A 19,652-nucleotide genomic window follows, 5' to 3' on the forward strand; every position below is an offset into this window, starting at 1 on the left:
GGGTGCCGCGCGCTTCACACCGGCCGTCCGTGGCGACTGCGCATGCCGGGTGAGGCAGGGGCGGCAACGTGGTGTGCCCTGCGTCCCGGGTGGTGTGCTCTGCGTCCCGGGTGGTGCGCCCCGTGCCTCGCGTCGGTCGGGACGTGGTGGGGCGGGGGGTCGCAGTAGGCTGCCGATCATGCTTGTCGCCGCCGCTGTGTGTCCCTGCCCGCCCGTCCTCGTCCCGGAGGTCGCGGCGGGTGCCGCCGCCGAGCTGGATGCCGCGCGTGCCGCCTGCACGGACGCGCTCGGTGTGCTCGCCGCCGCCCGGCCCGACCTGCTGGTCGTCGTCGGGCCCGCCGAGCGGGCCGCGCGGGGCGTGTTCCCGCAGGGCAGCCGGGGGACCTTCCGCGGCTTCGGCGTGGCTGCCGACGTACGGCTCGGTGGTGGCGGCGACGGTGCGGACGAGGGGCGGGCGTTGCCTGCCTCGCTCGCCGTCGGCGCCTGGCTGCTGGAGAGGACCGACTGGGTCGGCGCCCCCGTCGAGGGGCTCGGGGTGGGCGATGATCTGGCACCCGAGCGGTGCGCCGAGGCCGGACGGGAGATCGCCGGCCGGGCCGCCCGGGTCGCGCTGCTGGTGATGGGCGACGCCAGCGCCTGCCGCACCCTCAAGGCCCCCGGCTACCTGGACGAGCGGGCGGCCCCCTTCGACGCCGGGGTCGCCCGTGCGCTCGGCGCCGCCGACCTGGCCGCGCTCGGCGGCCTCGACCCGGAGCTGGCGCGGGAGCTCAAGGCCGCCGGCCGCGCCCCCTGGCAGATCCTGGCCGGCGCGGCCGAGGACGCGGACCTCGCCGGCGCCCTGCTCTACGAGGACGCCCCGTACGGCGTCGGCTACCTCGTGGCGGCCTGGTCCTGACCGGAGGACGGCGGACGGCCGGGAGTCCGGTGACTCTCGGCCGTCCGCCGATCTCCGTGGTCCGTCCCGCTCAGGAAGCCGGCGGGGGACCCTCCGGCCGGGTCGGGGTGGTGCGGTCGGTCGGCTCGGCGCCACCCATGGCGTCCGGGTGCACGAACCGGTCCATGGCTCCCTTGGCCTTGCCCGTACCCGTGTGGATCTTGTCGCTGTACTTGCCCTTGGTCTTCTCGTCGACGACCCGCGCGGCCTTGTCGATGCCGTGCTGGAGCTTGTCGAACTTGTCCTCGTGCTGCTGCGCGAGGTGAGAGGCCTTGTCCTTGGCCGGGGCGAGCTTGGCCTTCAAACTGTCCAGAAGACGCATGGTCCACCTTCCCTCGTGGGCCGTCATGTGCGGGCGTTCTCACCGGCCTCGTTGTCGGCGGCCTCCTTGGCCGACTGCTGCCTGGGGATCTCGGTGCTCTCACCGGCGGCGACCGCGGCGGGCCTCGTCTCCGTCGTCGTGGCCGCGCCGTCTCCGCCGTCCTCGCCGGCCCCGGAACCGGCCGGCCCGGTGCCGTCCGGCTGGTGGCCCTCCGGCCCGGTGGTGACCGGCGCCTCGACGCTCGGCGCCTCGACGTCCGGCTCCTCCGTCGGCTTCGGCTTCCTCCCGAGGAATCGTGCAAAAACGCCCATATCCACTCCATACGTTACTCGTGCGGGCGAAATCCCGCGTCACCCGGTGCGTCCGTCTGCGTCACGCGGGTCACCGCCTCCCGGCGGTCGCGGCCGGGATCTCGCAACGGGCAACGAAGCCGGACACGGGGCCGTCACGTAACTCGTTCGAGACCCGCTTCCGAGGTTTGCGAGACTGGTGCGGTGAGCAGTGAACCCCTCGCCCCCCGTGTCATCGCCGTCGTCGGTCCCACCGCGGCCGGAAAGTCCGACCTCGGCGTCCACCTGGCCAAACGGCTCGGCGGCGAGGTCGTCAACGCCGACTCCATGCAGCTGTACCGGGGGATGGACATCGGCACCGCCAAGCTGACGCCCGACGAGCGGGACGGCGTGCCGCACCACCTGCTCGACATCTGGGACGTCACCGTCACCGCCTCCGTCGCCGAGTACCAGCGGCTCGCCCGCGCCCGCATCGACGCCCTGCTCGCCGAGGGTCGCTGGCCGATCCTGGTCGGCGGCTCCGGGCTCTACGTCCGCGGCGCCGTCGACAACCTGGAGTTCCCCGGCACCGACCCCGAGGTCAGGGCCCGTCTGGAGGAGGAACTCGCGCTGCGCGGCTCGGGCGCCCTGCACGCCCGGCTGGCCGCCGCCGACCCCGAGGCCGGCCGTGCCATCCTGCCCAGCAACGGCCGCCGTATCGTCCGCGCCCTAGAAGTGATCGAGATCACCGGCCAGCCCTTCACGGCCAACCTCCCCGGCCACGACTCGGTGTACGACACCGTCCAGATCGGCGTCGACGTGGCCCGCCCCGAACTCGACGAGCGCATCGCGCTGCGCGTCGACCGGATGTGGGAGGCCGGTCTCGTGGACGAGGTGCGTGCACTGGAGGCGCACGGGTTGCGCGAGGGCCGCACGGCGGCGCGCGCCCTCGGCTACCAGCAGGTCCTCGCGGCGCTCGCCGGGGAGTGCACGGAAGCGGAGGCGCGGACCGAGACCGTACGTGCCACCAAGCGCTTCGCGCGCCGTCAGGATTCGTGGTTCAGGCGCGACCCGCGGGTGCACTGGTTGAGTGGGGCCGCGGCGGACCGCGAGGAACTTCCGCGGCTGGCCCTGGCGTTGGTCGAACGACCGGTCACAGCCTGATCACGTCATGGCATCGGGATGCGCCACCGGTCATCCCGGCCTCCGGTGCCGTGCCATCATCGAGCTTCGATCGCAAGTGGAGTCCTAGGTTGGGAGGGCGCGTGGCGATGGAGGCCGGCCCTCGCGACACCGCACAAGACACCGAGCACGTCGCCCTCGAACCGGACGAGTCCGAGGAGGCCGACGGGCGGCTCTCGCCGGACGGCCCGGACGACGACACGGTGGGCGGGGTGACCGCCGACGGCCCCGAGCCGGAGGAGATGTTCGCGAGCGGCCCCGAGGTCGAGGTCGAACTCCGTCCGCAGCGCCGCCTGCGTCTGTGGCAGCTCGCCCCCATCGTGGCCCTGGCCGCGGTCGGCTCCCTGATGTTCGCCTTCCCGCTCGCCTTCGACTTCGGCGACAGCGGCGCGGTCATCGCGATGCTGGGCCTCCTCATCTGCTCCTGTGCCGCGGGCTGGGGCATGATGGCGGCCCGCAGGGTCGGCTACACGCTGCCGGGCTTCCCGCCGAAGGGCGCGGGCCGCAGGCCCGACTGGCGCGTGGTGATCGGTTACGTGGCCCTGGTGGCGATCGTGGTCGTCCTGGCCGTCTGGCGCGTGGCAAGACTGCGCTGAGAGGCGCCCCGAGCCGACCTGCGCCCCTTCACCGGCGCGGCCGGACCGCCGCGCGCCCCCTCCCGTACCCTCGAAGGATGAGCATCCCCTTCCTCAAGGGCCACGGCACCGAGAACGACTTCGTGATCGTCCCCGACCCCGGCAACGCCCTCGACCTCACCCCGGCCGCCGTGGCCGCCCTCTGCGACCGCCGCGCGGGCGTCGGCGCCGACGGCGTGCTGCACGTCGTGCGGTCCGCCGCGCATCCCGAGGCCAAGGGGATGGCCGCCGAAGCGGAGTGGTTCATGGACTACCGCAACGGCGACGGCTCGATCGCCGAGATGTGCGGCAACGGCGTCCGCGTCTTCGCCCGCTACCTCCAGCACGCCGGCCACGCCACGGAGGGCGACCTCGCCGTCGCCACCCGCGGCGGCGTCAAGGCCGTCCACATCGACAAGGCCGGCGACATCACCGTCGGCATGGGCCGCGCCCGACTCCCCGAGGGTGACGTCACCGTGAGCGTCGGCGAGCGCAGCTGGCCCGCCCGGAACGTGAACATGGGCAACCCGCACGCCGTCGCCTTCGTCGAGGACCTCACCGACGCCGGCGACCTCCACACCCCGCCCCCTTTCAGCCCTCCGTCGGCCTACCCGGACGGGGTCAACGTCGAGTTCGTCGTCGACCGCGGCCCCCGTCACGTCGCGATGCGCGTCCACGAGCGCGGCTCCGGCGAGACCCGCTCCTGCGGCACCGGCGCCTGCGCGGTCGCCGTGGCCGCCGCCCGGCGCGACGGAGCCGACCCCGCGGCCACCGGCACCCCGGCGACCTACACCGTGGACGTGCCCGGCGGACGGCTCGTCATCACCGAACGACCCGACGGCGAGATCGAGATGACCGGTCCCGCCGTGATCGTGGCCGAGGGCGAGCTCGATGCCGAGTGGCTGGAAAACGCCGTCCGTTGAGCCGACCGTACGTCGCGAACCGTGGTCCGGGGGGTCGTGCAACACCCGGATCCACGGCCCGCGTTGCCTGCTGTGGCGAGAAACACCGGTCACCCGCTGAACAGGTGGCGCAAAATCGTAAACCTTTGGAGCGTCGCTCGAATGGGTGATCCGTTTCACGCTCGGCCGGAGGCGGTCAATCGGGCGTGATGGGCTCGATAGCATCAAGCACCGGCACGGACGGGGGAACGTCGCCAATCCCTGAGCCGCGTATGCCCTGGGGCCCCGTCCGCCGGTACACGAGCCGGAGGTGCCCATGAGTGCGGAGGCCACGAACCCTGCGACGCCCGGACCTGTAGTGCCCTCAGCGGCCCGCAGGAAGGCCCGCCCCCGGATCGACCTGCGCAGGCTCGGCCGGGCCGCGTTGCTCGGCAACGCCGCGCGCGGGAAGCTCCCCGACGCCATCGGCCACGTCGCCGAGGCGCACCGCGCCCACTACCCCGACGCCGACCTCGAACCGCTGCGCCGCGCCTATGTGCTGGCCGAGTCCTCGCACCGCGGCCAGATGCGCAAGAGCGGCGAGCCGTACATCACGCATCCCCTCGCGGTCACCCTGATCCTCGCCGAACTCGGCGCCGAGACCACGACCCTGACGGCGTCCCTGCTCCACGACACCGTCGAGGACACCGATGTGACGCTCGACCAGGTCCGGGAACAGTTCGGCGAGGAGGTCCGTTATCTGGTCGACGGGGTGACGAAACTCGAGAAGGTCGACTACGGGGCCGCCGCCGAACCCGAGACGTTCCGGAAGATGCTCGTCGCCACCGGCAGCGACGTCCGTGTGATGTCGATCAAGCTCGCCGACCGCCTGCACAACATGCGCACCCTCGGCGTGATGCGCCCCGAGAAACAGGAGCGCATCGCCAAGGTCACCCGCGACGTCCTCATCCCGCTCGCCGAACGCCTGGGCGTGCAGGCCCTGAAGACCGAGCTGGAGGACCTCGTCTTCGCCATCCTCCACCCGGAGGAGTACCGGCACACCCGCGAGCTGATCGCGGGCAACGCGGCGCGCGCCGACGACCCCCTCGCCGAGATCGCCGACGAGGTGCGCGGGGTGCTGCGCGAGGCCGACATCCCGGCCGAGGTCCTCATCCGGCCCCGGCACTTCGTCTCCGTCCACCGTGTCGGCCGCAAACGCGGCGAACTGCGCGGCGCCGACTTCGGCCGGCTCCTGGTGCTGGTCAACGAGGACGCGGACTGTTACGCCGTCCTCGGCGAGCTGCACACCTGTCTGACCCCGGTGGTCTCCGAGTTCAAGGACTTCATCGCCGTACCGAAGTTCAACCTGTACCAGTCGCTGCACACCGCGGTGGCGCGCGCCGACGGCCAGGTGGCCGAGGTCCTCATCCGCACCCACCAGATGCACAAGGTCGCCGAGGCCGGAGTCGTCGCCCTCGGCAACCCCTACGCCCAGGCCGCCGACGCCCCCGCCGCCGACGACACGGCCGACGGCGAGCGCGCCGACCCCACCCGGCCCGGCTGGCTCTCCCGCCTCCTCGACTGGCAGAAGGCCGCGCCCGACACCGACACCTTCTGGTCCACCCTGCGCGAGGACCTCGCCCAGGACCGCGAGATCACCGTCTTCCGCCCCGACGGCGGCACCCTCGGCCTCCCCGAGGGCGCCACCTGCGTCGACGCCGCCTACGCCCAGTACGGCGAGGACGCGCACGCCTGTATCGGCGCCCGCGTCAACGGCCGCCTCGCCACCCTCAGCACGGTCCTGAAGGACGGCGACACCGTCCAGCTGCTGATGGGCCAGGACCCCGCCTCCGAGCCCTCCAGGGAGTGGCTGGAGCACGCCCACACGCCCGCCGCGCGCATCGCCATCCAGCGCTGGCTCGCCACCCACCCGGACAGTGCTGAGGAGCCCCAGGCCCCCGCCGCCGTCCCCACCCGCCCCACCCCGGAGGCCCCGGCGCTCGCCGTCCGCACCGACGGCGCCGTGGTCGCCGACCGGCCCGACGCGACCGTACGGCTGGCCGGCTGCTGCACCCCCGTACCCCCCGACGAGGTCGCCGGCTTCGCCGTCCGCGGGGGAGTGGTCACCGTGCACCGCGTGGAGTGCGCCGCGGTCGCCCACATGAAGAGCACCGGACGCCCCGAGGTCTCCGTGAGCTGGGGCGACAGCACCGCCTGCCGGGTCACCCTGGTCGCCGAATCGTTCGGCCGTCCGCATCTGCTCGCCGACCTCACCGAGGCCATGGCCCAGGAGGGCGCCGAGATCGTCTCGGCCACCGTGGAACCGCCCAGTCAGCAGCGCGTCCGCCACACCTACACGGTCGAACTGCCCGACGCGGCCCACCTGCCGGACCTGATGCGCGCGATGCGCAACGTGCCGGGTGTGTACGACGTCGGCCGGGCGCAACATCAGTGAAGTACCCGTTCGAGTGGATTGAGTGCGAGTCGTCCCCCTGAGCCGGGGGTGCACTGGTAGCGGTGGTCCATGCCGCTCACCCTCCGCACCCGCCCGCTCGCGGGACGCATCCGCCCGCCGAAGAGGTGCGGCCGCCAGCCCCGGCGCTGGAAGGCCGCACTCCTCGCCTCCGCAGTCTCCGTCGCCCTGCTCGGCGCCAGTGCCCCGCCGGCCCCGCTGGGCATCGGCGACCGGCTCTTCCCGTACCTCGGCAACCCGGGCTACGACGTGGCGTCGTACGACCTCTCCCTCACCTACTCCGGCAGCAACGACAAGCCGCTCCAGGCCGTCACCACCATCGATGCCTGGACGACCGCCGACCTGGACCGGCTCAACCTCGACTTCGCGCACGGCAAGGTCGAGTCCGTCGAGGTCGACGGCCGTCCCGCCGCCTTCGCCGGGGCCGGCGAGGACCTGGTCGTCACCCCCGACGAGCCGCTGCGGCTGGGCAGCTGGACCCGGATCACCGTGCGGCACACCAGCGACCCGGTGCCCGCCAAGGGCCAGGACGGCGGCTGGGTGCGCACCACGGACGGGCTCGCGATGGCCAACCAGGCCGACGCCGCCCACCTGGTCTTCCCGTGCAACGACCACCCCTCCGACAAGGCGATGTTCACCTTCCACGTGACCGCCCCCAACGGCTACACCGTCGTCGCCAACGGGCTGCCCACCGAGACCACCCGGATCGGCCGCACGACCACCTGGACCTACCGCACCCAGCACCCCATGGCCACCGAGCTGGCCCAGGTCTCCATCGGCCGCTCCGCCGTACTGCACCGCAAGGGGCCGCACGGGCTGCCCGTCCGGGACGTCGTCCCCAGCGCCGACGCCAAGGCCCTCGAACCCTGGCTGGCCAAGACCCCGGACCAGATCGCCTGGATGGAGAGCAAGGTCGGGGTGTTCCCGTTCGAGACCTACGGCGTGCTCATGGCCCAGGCGTCCACCGGCTTCGAGCTGGAGACCCAGACCCTCTCCCTCTTCGAGAAGGGCCTGTTCACCGAGCCCGCGTACCCCAAGTGGTACATCGAGTCGATCATGGTGCACGAGCTGTCCCACCAGTGGTTCGGCGACAGCGTCAGCCCGCGCGTCTGGTCCGACGTCTGGCTGAACGAGGGCCACGCCACCTGGTACGAGGAGCTGTACGCGGAGGAGAAGGGCAAGCAGCCCATGATCAACCGCATGAAGGCCGCCTACGGAGCCTCCGACCGCTGGCGCGCCGCCGGCGGACCGCCCGCCCGGCCCAAGGTCCCCGAACCCGGCCAGAAGATCGGCATCTTCCGCCCGAACATCTACGACGGCGCCGCCCTCGCCCTCTACGCCCTGCGCCAGGAGATCGGCAAGCCCGCCTTCGAGCGCCTGGAGCGGATCTGGGTCCAGCGCCACCGGGACGCCACCGCCACCACGTCCGACTACGTCCGGCTCGCCTCCGCCGTCGCCGGCCGCGACCTCACCGGCTTCTTCGACGCCTGGCTGTACGGCGCGAAGACCCCGCCGATGCCCGGCCACCCCGACTGGAAGCAGGCCCCGGCGCCGGCCAAGCAGTCCCACCGGTGACGACAGGGCGGCCCCTGCGATAACACGGTGCCGGGACGGGGCGTACCGTGCGACCATCGTGTCGTCGGCGCGCACGGGTCGCGGGGAATCCTCCGGGGTACTCGTACGTTGACAGAGCAGCGGGACGACACCCGCCGGCACCGGCACCCCATCGACGCGAAGGACCCAATGACCTCCTCTTCTTCCGCTTCCCAGGACAACAGGCGCCTCGCGCACGACTACCCCGACGGTCTTCGGGCCGATGCCCTGATGGAAGAGGACGTCGCCTGGAGCCACGAGATCGACGGAGAGCGGGACGGCGACCAGTTCGACCGCTCCGAGCGCGCGGCCCTGCGCCGCGTGGTCGGCCTCTCCACCGAGCTCGAGGACGTCACCGAGGTCGAGTACCGGCAGCTCCGTCTGGAGCGGGTCGTGCTGGTCGGGGTGTGGACCTCGGGCACCGTGCAGGACGCGGACAACTCCCTCGCGGAGCTGGCCGCCCTCGCCGAGACCGCGGGCGCCCTCGTACTCGACGGCGTCATCCAGCGCCGCGACAAGCCCGACGCGGCCACCTACATCGGCTCCGGCAAGGCCCTGGAGCTGCGCGACATCGTCGTCGAGACCGGCGCCGACACCGTCATCTGCGACGGTGAGCTGAGCCCGGGCCAGCTGATCCAGCTGGAGGACGTCGTCAAGGTCAAGGTCGTCGACCGGACCGCCCTCATCCTGGACATCTTCGCCCAGCACGCCAAGTCCCGGGAGGGCAAGGCACAGGTCGCGCTCGCGCAGATGCAGTACATGCTGCCGCGACTGCGCGGCTGGGGTCAGTCGCTGTCCCGTCAGATGGGCGGCGGCAAGGGCGGCGGCCTCGCCACCCGTGGTCCCGGTGAGACCAAGATCGAGACGGACCGGCGCCGGATCCGCGAGAAGATGGCGAAGATGCGCCGGGAGATCGCGGAGATGAAGACCGGCCGCGAGATCAAGCGCCAGGAGCGCCGCCGCAACAAGGTGCCGTCCGTCGCCATCGCGGGCTACACCAACGCCGGCAAGTCCTCCCTGCTCAACCGCCTCACCGGCGCCGGTGTCCTGGTCGAGAACGCCCTGTTCGCGACCCTGGACCCGACGGTCCGCAGGGCGGAGACCCCGAGCGGCCGCCTCTACACCCTGGCGGACACCGTCGGCTTCGTCCGGCACCTGCCCCACCACCTGGTCGAGGCGTTCCGCTCCACCATGGAGGAGGTCGGCGACTCCGACCTGATCCTGCACGTGGTCGACGGCTCGCACCCGGTCCCGGAGGAGCAGCTCGCCGCCGTGCGCGAGGTGATCAGGGACGTCGGCGCCACCGACGTACCCGAGATCGTCGTGATCAACAAGGCGGACGCGGCGGACCCGCTGGTCCTCCAGCGCCTGCTGCGCAACGAGAAGCGTTCCCTCGCCGTCTCGGCCCGCACCGGCCAGGGCATCCAGGAACTGCTGGCCCTGATCGACAACGACCTGCCCCGCCCGGCGGTCGAGATCGAGGCCTTGGTCCCCTACACCCACGGCAAGCTCGTCGCCCGCGCCCACAACGAGGGCGAGGTGCTGTCGGAGGAACACACCGCCGAGGGCACGCTCCTCAAGGTCCGCGTCCACGAGGAACTGGCGGCCGAACTGGCGCCGTATGTTCCGGCGCCGACTGTGTGACGCCTGGCGCAGGTGAAGGCCCCGCTCCCTTTCGAGGGAGCGGGGCCATCACCTTCAGCTACCGAGGGGCGCTGGGTCGCCGCATGGCTGGATCAGCCGCCCTCACTGATCGGCGAACTTCTCGCTGACCGCCTCGTACACACCCTTCGCCACCGCACCGAACCGCGGTCCGGCCAGCCACCCCGAACTCACCGGGCCGATCGACGTGTTGGACACCAGCGCCGACTTGCCGTCGGAGCCCGTCTCCACCCAGCCGCCTCCCGACGCACCGCCGGTCATCGTGCAGCCGATCCGGTACATGGTCGGCGCCGACGTGTCGATCGACAGCCGTCCCGGCTTGTCCGCGCACTGGTACAGCAACGACCCGTCGTACGGTTTCGCCGCCGGGTACCCCGTGGCCGTGATGCTGGACACCTTCGGCACGGCCGGGGCGTCGAAGTTCACCGGCAGCGCCGAACCGACCGTCTCCTCCAGGGACTTGCCGCCGCTGCCCTGCTCCGGGGTCACATGGATCACGGCGTAGTCGTACGACGCGCCGTCACCCCCCGTCTCCCCGCCCTGGTCGATCCACTGCTGCGAGGTCATCGCCCCGTCACCCCACCACACGCCGTAGGGTGCGATCTGCGAACGGGTGGCGCCCGCCAGCGCGGACCCGGTCAGCCCCTGGTCGTTGTACGACGGCACGAACGCGATGTTGCGGTACCAGCCGCCGCTCTTGCCGGCGTGCACGCAGTGGCCCGCCGTCCACACCAGGTTGGACTTGCCCGGGTGCGCGGGGTCCTCGACGACCGTCGCCGAGCAGACCATCGTGCCCTCGGGGGAGTCGAAGAACACCTTCCCGGACGTGGCCGCGCTGGAGTGGTACGCCGGCCGCACCGCCTTCGCCCGGACCGGGTCCGGCGTCGGGTCGGTCACCCCCTGGTCACCGGAGATGTCGTTGGCGTCGACGCCCTTGTCCTTGTCCGGGTCGTCGGCGTCCCGCATCCGGTCCGGGTTCCACAGCCCCTTGATGATCGGGTTGATGAAGTCGTCGGCCTCGCGCAGCCAGTCGTCCTTGTCCCAGTTCTTCCAGGCGCCGTGCTTCCACTTGTCGATGTCGATCCCGTGCTCTTTGAGCTTGTTCTTGATGTCGTCCGGGATCTTGATCTTGCCGTCGCCGGTGTCACCGGTGGCGGACGCGGACGCCTGCCCGCCGGCGTTGTCGTCGGTGCCGGAGCCGTCGCAGGCGGTGGCGGTCAGTGCCAGCGCCGAGGCGAGGGCGACGGCCGCCAGCGCACGGGGCGCGCCCCTTCCGCGGCGTAGGGCGAACGGCGGCCGGATGGATCGCATGGTGGTGACTCCCCCTGTCGGTAAGGAACTTCAGGCGCCACACACTATGCGCTCGCTGTGGGGGAGTTCCGATGGAAGGGCAACGGTTTCGCTACGGCCCGTATGCCCAGGCCACCCCGGCTGCGCCGGTGCTCGCGGGGGTCTGTACGGGGGAGTTCGAGGTCATGGGCGGAGTGGTGCGCCGTAGACATCGAATGAAGATCGTTACTTATCACCGTGTGACTATTATGGCGACTTGTGAGCGTATGGGCGGGGCGGTTCTCTCGGTACGGACCGAGCGGCGCGCCCGCCCGGCCGGCCCCGGCGGCGCCCGTCTCGACGGACTGACCGCGGCCGTCGTGGGCCTCGGATACGTCGGACTGCCGACGGCGCTCGGACTGTGGACGGCGGGGGCGGGGATCTCCTCGGCGTCGACATCAGCACCCGCCGACTGGACGACATCCGCCACGGCCGCGCCGACCTGCTACCCGACCAGCACGCGAGCCTGTCGCCCTCGCCGACGAACTCTCCGACGCCTGCGAGCACCTCGGCCTCTCCCCGCACCGCGTGATCGAGGCCGCCGTCGCCAAGCCGTACGGCGTCATGCCGTGGGCCAGGGCGAGACCGGCGGCTTCGCCCTGGCCGTCCGCAACGGGACCCGCAACGGGACCCGCGACGGGACCCGCGACGGGACCGGGACCGGGACCCGCGGCCTGCCCTGGCCGCGGGTGGTCGCGCTGCGGGTCTCCTAGCCGGCCCTCGTCACCACCGGGGCAGGCGCAGCTCGTACTCCGGGTGGATCCGGCGCATGTAGCCCGTGTCGTCGCGCGAGCGCATGCCCGAGTCGAGGTAGAGCCGGTGCAGCCGGTCCAGGGCCTCGTGGTCGAGTTCGACTCCGAGCCCCGGGCCGGTGGGCACCGCCACCTCGCCGTCACGGAACTCCAGCACACCGGGGACGATCACGTCGTCCGCGCTGTTCCACGGGTAGTGCGTGTCGCAGGAGTGGTCCAGGTTCGGGATCGCCGCCGCCACATGCGTCATCGCGGCGAGGCTGATGCCCAGATGCGAGTTGGAGTGCATGGACAGCGCCAGCCCGAACGCCTCGCAGACCGCGGCGAGTTCACGGGTACGGCGCAGCCCGCCCCAGTAGTGGTGGTCGGTGAGCAGCACCTGGATCGCGTCCTGCTCGACCGCCGGCCGCAGATGCTCCCAGGCGATCACGCACATGTTGGTGGCCAGCGGGAGCGGCGAGTCCTTCGCCACCGCGGCCATGCCCCCGATGGTCGCCGTCGGGTCCTCCAGGTATTCGAGGACGTCGGCCAGCTCACGCGCCACGTACCCCGAAGTCTCCACCGTCCAGGCGGTGTTCGGGTCCAGCCGCAGCGGCTGCCCCGGGAACGCCTCGGCCAGCGCCCGCATCGCCGCGATCTCCTCGTCCGGCGCGAACACACCCCCCTTCAGCTTGAACGAGCGGAACCCGTACCGCTCCTGCATCAGCCGCGCCTGCTCGACGATCCCGGCCGGGTCCAGGGCCGCGCCCCAGTCGTCGCCGACCGCCTCGCGGCCGTCCAGCGCGGGGTGCTCCGCCCACTTGTAGAAGAGGTACGCGGCGAACGGCACCGAGTCCCGCACCCGGCCGCCGAGCAGATCGCTGATCGGGCGGCCGAGCAGCCTGCCCTGCGCGTCGAGGCAGGCCACCTCCACCGCGCTCGTGGTCCAGCCGCGCTCGTGCGAACTGGGCACGGCCGGCAGCAGGGCCGCGTCGATCGCTGCCGCCACGGCCGTCGTGTCGAAGACGTCCATGCCCACGACCACCTTCGCGGCCGCCTCCAGCCGCTCCAGCCGGGCCGTGCCGCCCGGGGACTCGCCGAGCCCCACCGTGCCGTCCTCCAGCACGAGCTGGAGCACGATCCGCAGGGCGAGCGGCTCGTGGACGCCGTTCGAGTTCAGCAGGGGCGGGTCGCGGAAGGCGATGGGGGTGATGACCAGTTCCCTGATCCGGGTGGGCTTCATGCGTGGACGACCTCCAGTCCGTGGTCGATGAGTTTGGCGAGCCGTGCGACATGCTCCGGCGCGGCGTCGACGAGCGGTGCGCGTACGCCGCCCACGTCCAGACCGCGGATCGTCACCCCGGCCTTGACCAGCGCCACCGCGTACCCCGGCACCTCGTCGCGGAGCCGGACCAGCGGGCCGTAGAACTCGTCGAGCAGGGTGCGTACGACCGTCTCGTCGCCCGCCGCGAGCGCCCGGTGGAAGGCCAGGGCGATCTCCGGGGCGAAGGCGAACACCGCCGAGGAGTACAGGCCGACGCCGATGCCCCGGTAGGCGGGCGCGGTCATCTCGGCGGTGGGCAGACCGTTGAAGAAGGCGAAGTCGTCACCGCCGGGGACGGCCCGCACGGCACGGACGATCCGGTGCATCCGCTCGATGTCGCCGAGACCGTCCTTGAGGCCGGCGACCCGGGGCAGGGCGGCGATCGCGGCCGCGGTGTCCTCGGTCAGCCGGGCCGTACCGCGCTGGTAGAAGATCACCGGCAGCGCGGAGGCGGCGGTCACCTCCTCGACGTACCGCACCAGGCCCTGCTGCGGGGCGTTCACCAGGTACGGCGGCAGCAGCAGGATCCCGTCGGCGCCCGCCCGCTCGATACGGGCCGCCTGGTCGCGGGCGACCGGGACGGGGCCGCCCGCCGCCGCCAGCACCGGCACCCGGCCGGCGGTGACGGTGACCGCGACCCGGGTGGCCCGCTCGATCTCGTCGGCGGTCAGCGCGTGGAACTCACCGGTGCCGCAGGCGGCGAACACGCCTCCGGCACCGGCCGTCACACCGGCCTCGATGTGCCGGGCGAGCAGGTCCTCGTCCAGCGAGCCGTCCGCCGCGAACGGCGTGACCGGGAAGAACAGCACTCCTTGGAACTTCATGGCTCCCTCGTCGTGGGGCAGGTGGGTGGGCAGGTGCGGGGGTCAGCCCTTGGTGGCACCGGCCGCGATGCCGGTGACCAGCGAGCGCTGGAGGAGCAGGTAGACGATCAGGCTGGGGACGAGCGCGATGACCGCACCGGCCAGCACCACCCCCGAGCCGACCTCGGGGTCGGTGCGCAGGACGGACAGGGCGACGGTGACCGTGTAGTCGGTGGGGTCCTTGGAGGCGATCAGGGGCAGCAGGTACTGGTCCCAGATCATGACGAACCCGAGCACCCCGGCCACGCCCAGCGCCGGCTTGCACAGCGGCAGGACGATCTGCCACAGCATCCGGAACTCGCCGACACCGTCGAGACGCGCGGCCTCCTCGATCTCCGTGGGGATGTCCTTCATGAACTCGGTCAGCAGCATCACCGAGAAACCCCAGGCGCCGAGCGGCAGGATCACGCCCCACACCGTCCCCTTGAGGTCGACGCCGACCACCGGGACATGGCCCAGCACCAGGGAGAGCGGGATGGCGATGACCTCCTCGGGCAGCATCATCGTCAGCATGAACAGGGTCAGCACCAGCGCCTGGCCGCGGAACCGGTGCCGGGCCAGCGCGTACGCGGCCAGCACCGACACCGCCAGCTGGAGCAGCAGCGCGCCGCCCGCGACGACCAGCGAGTTGGTGAAGTAGTCCCAGATGCCGCGCTCCCCGGCGACCCGGACGTTCAGCAGCGTGGGGTGGTGCGGGAGGAAGGACAGCGAGGAGCCGCTCGGGTTCCTGCTGAGGGCGCCGGACAGGACGGTCAGGAACGGCCCGGCGAAGATCGCCAGCGCGAGCGCGCAGAGCAGGATGCGCAGCGCCCAGGCGGCACCCGGCCGGTCGCTCCAGCCGAGCGCGGTGTCGAACCGGGCCGGGGTGGCCCGTCCCTTCGCGGCCTTGGCGGGGGCCGCGGGCACCGGGGTCCGCACGGCGTCGATGGCGGGCGCGCTCATCGCACGTCTCCCCTCTTGCGGAAGTAGTTGACCGTGACGGTGAGCAGCAGCGTCACGCAGAGCAGCACGACGGAGGCCGCGGAGGCGCCGCCGATGTCGTTGCGGGTGAAGCCCAGGGTGTAGGCGCGGGTCATCCAGACCTCGGTGGAGCCCGCGGGGCCGCCGCCGGTCAGGACGTACACCTCGGTGAAGACCCGGAGCCCGCGGATGGCGGCCAGGGTGAGGACGATGCCGAGGGCGGGGCGGATGGCGGGATAGGTGACATGCCACAGGCGCTGCCGCAGCGAGACCCCGTCCATCGCGGCCGCCTCGTACAACGACCGGTCCACGCCCGCGAGTCCGGCCAGGATGATCACCATGTTGTAGGGGGCGGCGATCCAGATGCCCATGGCCATCGTCGACCACAGCGCGGTGTCCGGGTTGTCGAGGAACTGCGTGGTGCCGAGCCCGAAGACGCCCAGCACGCCGTTGATCACGCCGTCGGAGGTCGGGTAGTACAGCAGCCGCCACATCTCGCCGACCACCGCGGTCGCGGTGACGACCGGCAGGAAGACGGCGGTCCGGACCAGCTTCAGGGACCGCGTCTGGCCTTCGAGCAGCAGCGCCAGCACGAAGCCGACGACGATCGCGCCGAGCGACTGCCCGATGCCGAGGACGAGCGTGTGGCCGACCGCGTCCTGGAAGCGGTGGTCGCCGAGGACCCGGGAGTAGTTGTCGAGGCCGACCCACTGGTCGCCGAGGAACGGCCGCACCTTGAAGAAGCTCAGCCAGACGCCCTTGCCCATCGGCAGGAACTTGAAGACGAGGGCGAGCAGCAGCCCCGGGGCGAGGAAGAGCCACGGCAGCAGCGCCGTGCGGACGGAGCGGCCGCGCGCTCGCGGCGGGGTGGCCGGCGAGGCGGTCGCCGGGGTGGTCACGGTCGCGGTCACTTGAGCAGCCCCTGGTCCTTGAGATCGCCGGCGAGGGTGTCGTCGAGCTCCTTGAGCCCGGCGGCGACATCGCTGCCGCAGTAGGTGAACAGCGCGTTGAGGGTGTCGGCGGTGTCCTGCTTGACCGGAGCGAAGTCCGGCGCGTTCGGGAACTGCTCCGAGGCGTTCTCGTACGCCTTCTGCACGACGCTCCAGCGGTCGTCGCCGCGCACCTGCGCCGCGTCCAGCGTGGAGTTGACGGGGATGCGGACGACCGGCTGGTTCTTGCCGGTCATCGCGAGCCGCTGCCCCTCGGGCGAGACCAGGAACGCGGCGAGCGCTTCTTCCTGCTCGGTCTTGCCGGCCTTCGCGCCGAAGTAGATGTTCTCGCCGTCGGCCAGCACGGTGGAGCCCGCCGGACCCGCCGGTGCGGGCACCACCTCGTACTTGTCCTTGCCGAGCGTGGAGTCGTAGGTGGTGATGTTGTACGGCCCGGTCAGGTACATCCCGGCGTTGCCGTCCTGGAAGTTGGTGGCGGTGCCGGTGACCGCGGTGACCGCGCCGGGCTGGATGACACCGTTGTCACCGCAGAAGAGCTTGTTCTTCAGCCAGGTGACGGTGCGTACGGCCGCGGCCGAGTCCGCGACGGGGCGGTAGGTGCCCTCGCCGTCCGGTTCGATGAGCTTCGCCCCGCCCTGCCACAGGAAGCTGGCGCCCCACCAGGCGACGTACCCGTTCTGCGCGCTGCCCGGGACGACGATTCCGTACGTGTCCTTCTTGCCGTTCCCGTCCGGGTCCCGGTCGGCGAAGGCCTTCGCGACGGTCAGCATCTCGTCCCACGTGGTGGGTGCCTTGAGACCGAGCTTCTTCAGCCAGTCCTTGCGGATCATCAGGGTCTGGGCCTGGCGTGAGTACGGGATGCCGTAGTGGTTGCCGTCCAGCCCGATGGTCGACGTCCATGTCTTCGCACTGATCTCGTCGTGCCCCGCGATGGAGTCCGGGTCGACGGCCTTCAGCAGCCCCTGGGACTGGTAGCTCCCCATCAGCGCGGTGTCGTTGATCATCACGTCGGGCAGGTCCTTGGTGGACGCCCGGCTCTGCAACTGCTGGTCGAAGTTGATGACCGGCTGGTAGTCGATCTTTATCCCGGTCTTCTTGGTGAAGGCGGCGAAGACGCGCTCGTAGGTGGCGGCGGGGTCGGGGTTGCTCCGGGTCCAGACCTCCAGCGTGTTCGGGTCGCCGGCGCCCGCGGTGTCGGAACCGGAGCCGCAGGCGGCCGTTCCGAAGGCGAGTCCCGCTGCGGCGAGGACGGCTGCCAGGCGGCGACGTCGTCGGCGAACGCCCATGGGACCTCCGTGTTCCATGTTCATATCCGTGAACTCTCTTCACGAATCTAAATGATTGGCCAAGCTACGAATCGTTTCATCCGTATGTCAATACATGGCCGGAAGATTTCGCCCGGTCCGGCCCGTCGCCCGTCCGCTGCCCGCCCGTTGTCCGCCCCGCGTCCCTCCGCCACCAGTCCGCGGTCCCTGCGGCGCAAGTCCGGCGCCTGTGGTGGCGTTCGGTCCGGGCGTCGGCCCGGCGCCGGCCCGGCGTCCGGCCTGGCAGCGGTGCGGCGCCCGGCCCGGCATCTGTCCGGTATCGGTCCGGCATCGGCCCTGCGTTCGGTTTCGTGAAGGCAAGGATCTTGAGGCAACCCGTAACCCGTCGGACGGTCCGGGGTTGTAGCGGTGGGGGTCCGGCTGCCTGTGCCCGGCGCCCGCCGAGCAACTCGCCTCTGACCAGCGGGGAGGACAGCCAGCCGTGGCCGTGACGGAGTCGGTGACCGGGGGGACGTCCGGGGGAGCGCACGCGGCGCACGAGGGCATTCTGAGGCGCCAGTCGGCGCGTGAATCGAGGGCCCGGACCTACGCCCGCGCCCTGCCCATCGTGCCCGTCCGGGCCCGCGGTCTGACCATCGAGGGCGCCGACGGCCGCCGCTACCTGGACTGCCTCTCCGGCGCCGGCACCCTCGCGCTCGGCCACAACCACCCCGTCGTGCTGGAGGCGATCCGCAAGGTCCTCGACTCCGGCGCCCCGCTCTCCGTCCTCGACCTGGCGACCCCCGTCAAGGACGCCTTCATCACCGAACTGTTCCGCACCCTGCCGCCCGGCCTCGCCGACCGCGCCCGCGTCCAGTTCTGCGGGCCCGCCGGCACGGACGCCGTCGAGGCCGCCCTCAAACTCGTCCGGACCGCGACCGGCCGCACCGGCATCCTCGCCTTCACCGGTGCCTACCACGGGATGACCTCCGGCGCCCTGGCCGCCTCCGGCGGAGCAGCCGACGTCCGCGTCGCCCGGCTGCCCTACCCGCAGGACTACCGCTGCCCCTTCGGCGTCGGCGGCCCCCACGGCGCCGAACTCGCCGCCCGCTGGACCGAGTCCGTCCTCGACGACCCCAAGTCCGGCGTCCCGCTCCCCGCCGGCATGATCCTCGAACCCGTCCAGGGCGAGGGCGGAGTGATCCCCGCGCCCGACGACTGGCTCCGCCGGATGCGCCGCCTCACCGCCGACCGCGGCATCCCCCTGATCGCCGACGAGATCCAGACCGGCGTCGGCCGCACCGGCGCCTTCTGGGCCGTCGAGCACAGCGGAGTCACCCCCGACGTGATGGTCCTCTCCAAGGCCATCGGCGGCAGCCTCCCCCTCGCCGTCGTCGTCTACCGCGACGACCTCGACGTCTGGGAACCCGGCGCCCACGCGGGCACGTTCCGCGGCAACCAGCTCGCGATGGCCGCCGGTACGGCCACCCTCGCCCACGTCCGCGAGAACGGCCTCGCCGAACGAGCCGCCCTCCTCGGCTCCCGCATGCTCTCCCGACTCCGCGACCTCCAGACGGAGTTCCCGTGTGTCGGGGACGTCCGGGGCCGGGGCCTGATGATCGGTGTCGAACTGGTGGACCCGGAGTCGGAGACCGGGTCGGGGGACGGAGGGAGCCCCGGCGCGTTGGGCGGGGAGGGGAGCTCTTGGGGGCACCGTGACGTGGTGGAGGGGGCGGGCTCGGGCTACGGAGACGCCGCGGAGGGCATGGCTTCGGGCCACGGCGAGACGGCGGCGGAGCGCGCTCGGGGGCGGCGAGGGCGTGGCGACGCGGCCGGCGCGAGGGCATGGAGGTACGGCTCCGGGGCGGACACGGCGGCGCGGGACCCACGCGAGCCGGCCGACGCACGGCACTCGGACTCCTGGGACGAGACCGGGACGGGGCCGGGGGACTTCCGTGGTGCGGCGGGGATGGAGCCGGGGAACTCCCGTGGCGTGGCGGCGGAGCGGAGCCGGGCGGTGAGCCTTGCCGGGCCGCACGGCGAACACCGGTCGCGACCGCGCCCCGCCGCCCCCGAACTGGCCGCCGCCGTGCAACGAGCCTGCCTGGAGCGCGGCCTGATCGTCGAACTCGGCGGCCGCCACGCCGGTGTCGTACGCCTCCTCCCGCCGCTGACCATCACCGACGAACAGGCGGACGCCGTGCTGGACCGCCTCTCCGACGCCGTCGCCGCGGTGGCCCGTGACCCCGCCGCACACGGCGTCCGCAACCGCTGAAACCCGCATCATCCCCACCCCTCCCGCCTCTCCCACCTCTCCCACC

Annotated in this window: 17 protein-coding genes; 9 read left to right on the forward strand and 8 right to left on the reverse strand. The window is 72.2% G+C overall.

Going from position 1 to position 19,652, the window contains the following annotated elements:
• Nucleotides 1-178 precede the first annotated feature (178 nt).
• Complete coding sequence (locus ACZ619_RS29460; protein WP_469605119.1) at nucleotides 179-895, forward strand: class III extradiol dioxygenase subunit B-like domain-containing protein; 717 nt, start codon at nucleotides 179-181, stop codon at nucleotides 893-895.
• Nucleotides 896-965: 70 nt separating this feature from the next.
• Here the strand turns inward: ACZ619_RS29460 and ACZ619_RS29465 are convergent, their stop codons facing one another.
• Both ACZ619_RS29465 and ACZ619_RS29470 read right to left on the reverse strand, forming a co-directional pair.
• Entirely contained in the window at nucleotides 966-1,256 is a 291-nt protein-coding gene (locus tag ACZ619_RS29465) for an antitoxin (RefSeq protein ID WP_469605122.1), read from the reverse strand.
• Nucleotides 1,257-1,279: 23 nt separating this feature from the next.
• Nucleotides 1,280-1,567 (reverse strand): hypothetical protein, encoded by a 288-nt coding sequence (locus ACZ619_RS29470; RefSeq protein ID WP_469605125.1) that lies wholly within the window; start codon nucleotides 1,565-1,567, stop codon nucleotides 1,280-1,282.
• 183 nt (nucleotides 1,568-1,750) lie between these two features.
• Here ACZ619_RS29470 and miaA point away from each other — a divergent pair, with 183 nt between their 5' ends.
• From miaA to hflX, 6 genes are all read left to right on the forward strand, one after another.
• On the forward strand, nucleotides 1,751-2,689 hold the full coding sequence (gene miaA, locus ACZ619_RS29475; RefSeq protein WP_469605128.1) for a tRNA (adenosine(37)-N6)-dimethylallyltransferase MiaA: 939 nt from the start codon (nucleotides 1,751-1,753) through the stop codon (nucleotides 2,687-2,689).
• A gap of 107 nt (nucleotides 2,690-2,796) precedes the next feature.
• Nucleotides 2,797-3,303, forward strand: a complete 507-nt coding sequence (locus tag ACZ619_RS29480) for a hypothetical protein (RefSeq protein ID WP_469605354.1) — start codon at nucleotides 2,797-2,799, stop codon at nucleotides 3,301-3,303.
• A 77-nt stretch (nucleotides 3,304-3,380) separates the two neighbouring features.
• The gene (gene dapF, locus ACZ619_RS29485) at nucleotides 3,381-4,244 is read left to right on the forward strand and encodes a diaminopimelate epimerase (RefSeq protein ID WP_469605131.1); all 864 of its coding nucleotides are present in this window, start codon (nucleotides 3,381-3,383) and stop codon (nucleotides 4,242-4,244) included.
• A 295-nt stretch (nucleotides 4,245-4,539) separates the two neighbouring features.
• On the forward strand, nucleotides 4,540-6,657 hold the full coding sequence (locus ACZ619_RS29490; RefSeq protein WP_469605134.1) for a RelA/SpoT family protein: 2,118 nt from the start codon (nucleotides 4,540-4,542) through the stop codon (nucleotides 6,655-6,657).
• Between the two features lie 69 nt (nucleotides 6,658-6,726).
• Nucleotides 6,727-8,250: a M1 family metallopeptidase gene (locus ACZ619_RS29495; protein WP_469605136.1), complete on the forward strand. Its 1,524-nt coding sequence runs from the start codon at nucleotides 6,727-6,729 to the stop codon at nucleotides 8,248-8,250.
• 168 nt (nucleotides 8,251-8,418) lie between these two features.
• Entirely contained in the window at nucleotides 8,419-9,912 is a 1,494-nt protein-coding gene (gene hflX, locus ACZ619_RS29500; RefSeq protein ID WP_469605138.1) for a GTPase HflX, read from the forward strand.
• 102 nt (nucleotides 9,913-10,014) lie between these two features.
• Here hflX and ACZ619_RS29505 read toward each other — a convergent pair whose 3' ends face one another.
• Nucleotides 10,015-11,241, reverse strand: a complete 1,227-nt coding sequence (locus ACZ619_RS29505; protein WP_469605141.1) for a trypsin-like serine peptidase — start codon at nucleotides 11,239-11,241, stop codon at nucleotides 10,015-10,017.
• 587 nt (nucleotides 11,242-11,828) lie between these two features.
• On the opposite strand from ACZ619_RS29505, the gene ACZ619_RS29510 reads away from it, so the two are divergent.
• Nucleotides 11,829-11,972 carry a hypothetical protein gene (locus ACZ619_RS29510; RefSeq protein ID WP_469605143.1) on the forward strand — a complete coding sequence of 48 codons (144 nt, stop codon included), beginning with the start codon at nucleotides 11,829-11,831 and terminating at the stop codon, nucleotides 11,970-11,972.
• Between the two features lie 10 nt (nucleotides 11,973-11,982).
• On the opposite strand, the gene ACZ619_RS29515 is transcribed toward ACZ619_RS29510, so the two are convergent.
• The 5 genes from ACZ619_RS29515 to ACZ619_RS29535 are packed head-to-tail and all read right to left on the reverse strand — an operon-like array spanning nucleotide 11,983 to nucleotide 17,373.
• The gene (locus ACZ619_RS29515) at nucleotides 11,983-13,233 is read right to left on the reverse strand and encodes a glucarate dehydratase family protein (RefSeq protein ID WP_469605146.1); all 1,251 of its coding nucleotides are present in this window, start codon (nucleotides 13,231-13,233) and stop codon (nucleotides 11,983-11,985) included.
• Nucleotides 13,230-14,138 (reverse strand): 5-dehydro-4-deoxyglucarate dehydratase, encoded by a 909-nt coding sequence (locus tag ACZ619_RS29520; protein ID WP_469605148.1) that lies wholly within the window; start codon nucleotides 14,136-14,138, stop codon nucleotides 13,230-13,232. The genes ACZ619_RS29515 and ACZ619_RS29520 overlap by 4 nt, the downstream gene beginning before the upstream one ends.
• Before the next feature lie 42 nt (nucleotides 14,139-14,180).
• The gene (locus ACZ619_RS29525; protein WP_469605151.1) at nucleotides 14,181-15,119 is read right to left on the reverse strand and encodes a carbohydrate ABC transporter permease; all 939 of its coding nucleotides are present in this window, start codon (nucleotides 15,117-15,119) and stop codon (nucleotides 14,181-14,183) included.
• The gene (locus ACZ619_RS29530; protein ID WP_469605154.1) at nucleotides 15,116-16,048 is read right to left on the reverse strand and encodes a carbohydrate ABC transporter permease; all 933 of its coding nucleotides are present in this window, start codon (nucleotides 16,046-16,048) and stop codon (nucleotides 15,116-15,118) included. The genes ACZ619_RS29525 and ACZ619_RS29530 overlap by 4 nt, the downstream gene beginning before the upstream one ends.
• A complete protein-coding gene (locus tag ACZ619_RS29535; protein WP_469605156.1) occupies nucleotides 16,045-17,373 on the reverse strand; it encodes a sugar ABC transporter substrate-binding protein in 1,329 nt (442 codons plus the stop codon). Before ACZ619_RS29535 ends, ACZ619_RS29530 begins: the two co-directional genes overlap by 4 nt.
• A 460-nt stretch (nucleotides 17,374-17,833) precedes the next feature.
• Between ACZ619_RS29535 and ACZ619_RS29540 the strand changes: the two genes are divergently transcribed.
• Entirely contained in the window at nucleotides 17,834-19,606 is a 1,773-nt protein-coding gene (locus ACZ619_RS29540; RefSeq protein WP_469605158.1) for a diaminobutyrate--2-oxoglutarate transaminase family protein, read from the forward strand.
• The last annotated feature ends 46 nt before the right edge of the window (nucleotides 19,607-19,652 follow it).

The organism is Streptomyces sp. NPDC104367, assembly GCF_055583825.1.

Excerpts from the sequence above, each read along its gene's own strand:
- ACZ619_RS29525 (WP_469605151.1), bottom strand. The coding sequence starts at position 15,119 with ATGAGCGCGCCCGCCATCGACGCCGTGCGGACCCCGGTGCCCGCGGCC.
- ACZ619_RS29470 (WP_469605125.1), bottom strand. The coding sequence starts at position 1,567 with ATGGGCGTTTTTGCACGATTCCTCGGGAGGAAGCCGAAGCCGACGGAG.
- ACZ619_RS29535 (WP_469605156.1), bottom strand. The coding sequence starts at position 17,373 with ATGGGCGTTCGCCGACGACGTCGCCGCCTGGCAGCCGTCCTCGCCGCA.
- ACZ619_RS29515 (WP_469605146.1), bottom strand. The coding sequence starts at position 13,233 with ATGAAGCCCACCCGGATCAGGGAACTGGTCATCACCCCCATCGCCTTC.
- ACZ619_RS29495 (WP_469605136.1), top strand. The coding sequence starts at position 6,727 with ATGCCGCTCACCCTCCGCACCCGCCCGCTCGCGGGACGCATCCGCCCG.
- ACZ619_RS29520 (WP_469605148.1), bottom strand. The coding sequence starts at position 14,138 with ATGAAGTTCCAAGGAGTGCTGTTCTTCCCGGTCACGCCGTTCGCGGCG.
- ACZ619_RS29460 (WP_469605119.1), top strand. The coding sequence starts at position 179 with ATGCTTGTCGCCGCCGCTGTGTGTCCCTGCCCGCCCGTCCTCGTCCCG.
- ACZ619_RS29465 (WP_469605122.1), bottom strand. The coding sequence starts at position 1,256 with ATGCGTCTTCTGGACAGTTTGAAGGCCAAGCTCGCCCCGGCCAAGGAC.
- dapF (WP_469605131.1), top strand. The coding sequence starts at position 3,381 with ATGAGCATCCCCTTCCTCAAGGGCCACGGCACCGAGAACGACTTCGTG.
- hflX (WP_469605138.1), top strand. The coding sequence starts at position 8,419 with ATGACCTCCTCTTCTTCCGCTTCCCAGGACAACAGGCGCCTCGCGCAC.
- ACZ619_RS29480 (WP_469605354.1), top strand. The coding sequence starts at position 2,797 with ATGGAGGCCGGCCCTCGCGACACCGCACAAGACACCGAGCACGTCGCC.
- ACZ619_RS29505 (WP_469605141.1), bottom strand. The coding sequence starts at position 11,241 with ATGCGATCCATCCGGCCGCCGTTCGCCCTACGCCGCGGAAGGGGCGCG.
- ACZ619_RS29490 (WP_469605134.1), top strand. The coding sequence starts at position 4,540 with ATGAGTGCGGAGGCCACGAACCCTGCGACGCCCGGACCTGTAGTGCCC.